This is a genomic window from uncultured Corynebacterium sp., from assembly GCF_902782855.1.
Lineage (GTDB): Bacteria > Actinomycetota > Actinomycetes > Mycobacteriales > Mycobacteriaceae > Corynebacterium.
Map to the genome: position 1 here is coordinate 1 of NZ_CACZOO010000155.1, position 4,700 is coordinate 4,700.

Here is a 4,700-nt window from a genome sequence, read left to right on the forward strand (position 1 = left end):
GCCGATGTGCCTGCCGATGTGCCTGCCCAGGACCCGGTGGCACCTCCCGCACCTGCTGCCCCGCCAGCCGCCGAGGAGGTTCCGGTTGATCCGGCGGGTGTGTACTACGCGAACTGCACGGCGGCCCGGGCTGCCGGAGCTGCTCCGTTGTATGCAGGTCAACCCGGTTACCGTTCGGGCATGGACGGTGACGGCGACGGCGTGGCCTGCGAGTAAAGGGGAGGTTCCACGATCGTGATCGGAACCGAGTGACCATGAAAGTCGGCGAGGAGTATGAACCACCCTGACGTTGCCTTAGGGGAGAACCGGGTAACAGCAATGTAACGATTGTGGATTTCACTTGCCTGCTGGCGGAGTGATTAATATGCTGAAAGTGTCCCAGCATTATTTGTGGGGTATAACCCTTCATTTTGTTCATAACACATTGGATCCGGCATGCGTAGATCCGTATCAGCGGCAGTAACTCCAACTTTGCTCGCGGCTGCGTGCATCATTACCACGGCACCCGCTGCGGGGGCTGACACTGTTCCTTCTCCGTCTGTTGAAACTGCGTCTCCGTACAATGACACATCGGTTGCATGGAGTGCGGTTTCGGCACGGTCGAGTTCCTGTTCGTTCGAGTCCCGGAGCCTCCCGGACGGAGTACAGACGCTCATTCACATCGACAGCGCTGACGCGCCGCGTGAGTACACCTTCCCAGTACAGATCGATACTGATGATCGGCTTGAGAAAATGGATGATGGAACTGTCGGCCTCAACTCGGGCCGCTTCCCCCAGGGAGCTTTTGATACTCCTTGGGCCAAGGATGCGGAGGGGAAGGAAGTGCCGACGCACTTCGAGGTACGGGGAAATTCCTTGGTTCAGGTGGTGGATTTTGACGGCAACACTTTCTTCCCGGTCGTCGCGGATCCGCGGTTCAACTGGGATATTGTTTCAGGGCATGCTTACCTGAATAAGTCGGAGACGAAGCAGGCAGCTGCTGCTGCCGGTGGTGGTGGCCTCGCCGCCCTACCGTGGCTCGCTCTCGTTCCCCCGCCATTCAGTGCTGTTGTCGCCAGCAATGTGGTCAACACTGGTGTGTGGGCTGTCGCAGCAGTGGCTCAGGATAAGTGTCTTGCGCTGAAGTTCGGGGCGACCGGGAGTATCTGGCCTCCTAGCATCAGGGTCACGCCAGAGCATCACACCGGTGCTGACTGTTACTGACCGTGGTGAGATCCGTGCGATGCGCAGCGGGCACTCCGGCCCGGAAGTATCAACTGATCAACAGTGCCTGGTGCGTCGTCCTGGTCGCTGCGGTGGTTTGGTCAGTCTGCATGTCCCTGGTGACCGACAGTCCGTCGCGCCTGGTGGTGCAGGGCATCGTGGTGGTTGTCGGGGTTGCGGTCGCAACGTGGGGAGTGCTGCACCGTGCCCGGCGGCCGTCCTGGCTGCTCCCCCGGGTGACGGTGGTGGCGTTCGCCGCCGCCACTGTCGGTTCCTTCGCCGCAGGTGATGAGGTCGAGGGGTTCGTTGGTCTGGTGATGACGGTGATCATCCCGGGTTTTCTGACGGACGGGCGCTGGGACCGCCAGTTCCGGTACCCGCCAGAGGGCAACGGGGGACCTGAAGCGCAGGAGTAGCGTTCCCGCGTCCTGCCAGGTATTACCGGGTCAAAGGAACGTCCACGCGGCGGCCGCGGCCAGTGCGCCCACCGCATTGAGCGCCCAGTGCAGGCCGATGGGGGCGAGCACACTGCCGGTGTGGTGACGCAGCCAGGTCAGTCCCGCACCCGCACCCGCGGTGGCGACGACCGCCAGGCCCACGCCGATCCACTGGGCGGCGGTGCCGGAGCCGAGGATCGCGGCCAGGCCGACATTCGTGGCGGTGAGGCTCAGTGAGCTCGCCACGTGCCACAGGCCGAAGAGGATCGACCCGCCGATGAACACGGCCTTCGTGCCGCCGAGGCGCCGGAGCCGGCCGTGGAGCAGACCACGGAAGGCAAGCTCCTCCGGCAGCACGGTCTGCAGCGGGATGATCACCAGTGCGGCGATCAGCGCGGTGCGCAGGGAGGCATAGGACTCGTTGAAGAAGAAGCCCCGCGTCACCGGGATCGCCAGGGCGACGGCGATGACCGCCGCGACCAGCAGCACCGCGCCGATGCCGTACTTCAGTCCCCGAGCGACCGAAGCGCGGCCGAGCCCCAGGTCGGTCCAGGTCATGCCGCGTGCCTTGGCGATGACCAGCAGGCAGGCCACACCGACGGGAACGGTCGCGGCGACGGCGGACATCGAGGTCAGGTGGGCCAGGACGTTGATCGTGGCCAAGCCCATGATGACGGCGACGACGCTGACAATGTCCATTCGTCGTAGCCGGACTCGCGTCAGGAACGGAAGGCGGACCTCGTCGGTGGTGGGCGGGCCGGCGTGAACGGTGGTGGCGGTGGTGTTCATATGCATGTCGACGCTACCTGGCGTCCATCCGCCGTACACACCGGAAGCGGTGCAGATCACGGACTTCGGTTGAAGTTGCCAGTGACCTGCCAGGATGCGCTGTAGGTGAGATCACCCGACCGCGACGGAATGGATTCAGCCGACAAGAGGGTTACAGTGGCAGCGACAAAGAACAGACAGACTGGTCTGAAAGGAACACCGACCTCATGTCAGACAACCCGCCCGGCATCACGCCCGGCACCGCACCAACCGACGGTGCGTCCTCACCCAACCGGCACCTCCCCGCCTGGTTCACCGGGTTCGGCGCCCAGGTCATCGCCGGCCTCATCGTCGGCCTGATCCTCGGATTCATCGCCCGCGCCCAGGCCTCCGACGTCCCCGACGCCGACGCCCCCTGGCTCGCCCAGTTCCTCGACAAGACCGGCTCGATCTACGTCTCACTGCTGAAGACGATGGTCCCGCCGCTGATCATCACCGCGGTCATCACCTCGGTGGCGAACCTGCGCAAGGTCGCCAATGCCGCCCGCCTGGCCATCAGCACGCTGGTGTGGTTCGTCATCACGGCGTTCTTCTCCGTGCTCGCCGGCATCCTCGTCGGCGTGGTGATGAAGCCGGGTTCCGGCACGGACATTGACGCATCCTCCGCCGCTGAACCCGGTCACACCGGCTCCTGGATGGGCTTCATCGACTCGGTCGTGCCCGCCAACTTCCTGGGCCTGGGTGCCTCCGCCGGTGACGACGGCTCCATCTCGGTGAGCTTCAACGTTCTCCAGCTGCTCATCATCTCCCTGGCCCTCGGCATCGCCGCGGTGAAGGCCGGCAAGTCCGCCGAGCCCTTCCTCAACATCACCGAGTCCCTGCTCACCGTGGTGCAGAAGGTGCTGTGGTGGATCATCCGCCTCGCCCCGATCGGTACCGGTGCGCTCATCGGTCACGCCGTCTCCGACTACGGGTGGGACGCCCTGGGTTCCCTCGGCAAGTTCGTGCTGGCCATCTACGTGGGCCTGGCCCTGGTGCTGCTGGTCATCTACCCGGCGGTGCTGAAGCTCAACGGCCTGTCCGTCACCGGGTTCTACCGTCGCGTCTGGCCGGTGACCTCGCTGGGCTTCGTCACGCGGTCCTCGATGGGCGTCATGCCGGTCACCCAGCGCGTCACCGAGCAGTCGATGGGTGTGCCGAGCGCCTACGCGTCCTTCGCGATCCCGCTGGGTGCGACGACGAAGATGGACGGCTGCGCCTCGATCTACCCGGCGATCGCCGCCCTGTTCGTCGCTCAGTTCTACGGCCTGGACCTCGGCTTCACCGACTACCTGCTGATCATCTTCGTCTCGGTGATCGGGTCCGCGGCGACGGCCGGCACCACCGGTGCGACCGTGATGCTCACACTGACGCTCTCCACCCTGGGCCTGCCGCTGGCCGGCGTGGGCCTGCTGCTGGCGATCGAGCCGATCATCGACATGGGCCGCACCGCCGTCAACGTCACCGGTCAGTCCCTGGTCGCCACGGTCGTCGCCAAGCGCGCGGGGATCTGGGAGGAGGACGTGTGGGACGCCGCCGGCGAGCACGGCTTCGACCTGGAGGCCGACTCTGGGCAGGACACCGGGCAGGACGCCGGGCAGGACGCCGGGGTCACCGCGTCCTCCCGCGCGACTTCTGACGGTGCCACCGCAGACGTCACCTCGCGCTGACCCCGGATTCCGTGTCCTGTGTCCGGACCTCGGGCGCCTGGAGGCAGGACGACCGACACAACCTCCGGATGTGTTACCGGAGGTCAGGGCGCCCGCTGGACATGTCGACAGTACAGACATGTTCCGCCCGGTATGTCGATGAATCGCCTCTCAATCGACATGTCGTGGGAAGTGAACTACACCGGCGGCCCGGTCAGCGTCACCGGCTCCCAGGCCTCGCGCAGCTCAGGGGAGGGATCCGCGACGGTCCTCTCACCGCCGTCGAAGAGCTGCGTGGCGTACCCGCCCGGGTAGGGCTCCCACCCCGGATCGCCGTCGTGGATGAACCGCCGCCACCGCGGCTGCATCACCGCCGTCGTCGCCGCCATCCGGTCGCGCCCGCCGAGCAGCAGGGCACCGGGACCGCGTCCGGAATCGTAGCGACCGAACAGGACCGGCAGGTCCAGGGCGTGCGTCGCCCCGATGCCCGAGACATTGAGCGACGGGGTGGACATGTCCAGCCGGTACATCCACGCTCTGCCCGACGGATGCTGGCCGGCCATCCGCATCGAGGGGGCGGTGAACAGGGCGTCACCGATGAAGC

The 4,700-nt window shown here is 65.7% G+C and carries 5 protein-coding genes and 1 pseudogene; 4 read left to right on the forward strand and 2 right to left on the reverse strand.

Going from position 1 to position 4,700, the window contains the following annotated elements; all coding sequences use genetic code 11:
- From QZV72_RS07170 to QZV72_RS07180, 3 genes are all read left to right on the forward strand, one after another.
- Positions 1-216: excalibur calcium-binding domain-containing protein (locus QZV72_RS07170; RefSeq protein ID WP_297006679.1), on the forward strand; the 216-nt coding region annotated here is incomplete at its 5' end.
- A 516-nt stretch (positions 217-732) separates the two neighbouring features.
- Entirely contained in the window at positions 733-1,203 is a 471-nt protein-coding gene (locus QZV72_RS07175; RefSeq protein ID WP_297006681.1) for a hypothetical protein, read from the forward strand.
- 110 nt (positions 1,204-1,313) lie between these two features.
- On the forward strand, positions 1,314-1,619 hold the full coding sequence (locus QZV72_RS07180) for a hypothetical protein (protein WP_297006683.1): 306 nt from the start codon (positions 1,314-1,316) through the stop codon (positions 1,617-1,619).
- Between the two features lie 30 nt (positions 1,620-1,649).
- Here QZV72_RS07180 and QZV72_RS07185 read toward each other — a convergent pair whose 3' ends face one another.
- Entirely contained in the window at positions 1,650-2,339 is a 690-nt protein-coding gene (locus QZV72_RS07185) for a CPBP family intramembrane glutamic endopeptidase (RefSeq protein WP_297006687.1), read from the reverse strand.
- Between the two features lie 296 nt (positions 2,340-2,635).
- Here QZV72_RS07185 and QZV72_RS07190 point away from each other — a divergent pair, with 296 nt between their 5' ends.
- Entirely contained in the window at positions 2,636-4,117 is a 1,482-nt protein-coding gene (locus QZV72_RS07190; protein WP_297006685.1) for a dicarboxylate/amino acid:cation symporter, read from the forward strand.
- Positions 4,118-4,293: 176 nt separating this feature from the next.
- Here the strand turns inward: QZV72_RS07190 and QZV72_RS07195 are convergent.
- Positions 4,294-4,700, reverse strand: a pseudogene (locus QZV72_RS07195) (carboxylesterase/lipase family protein); the annotation flags it as partial.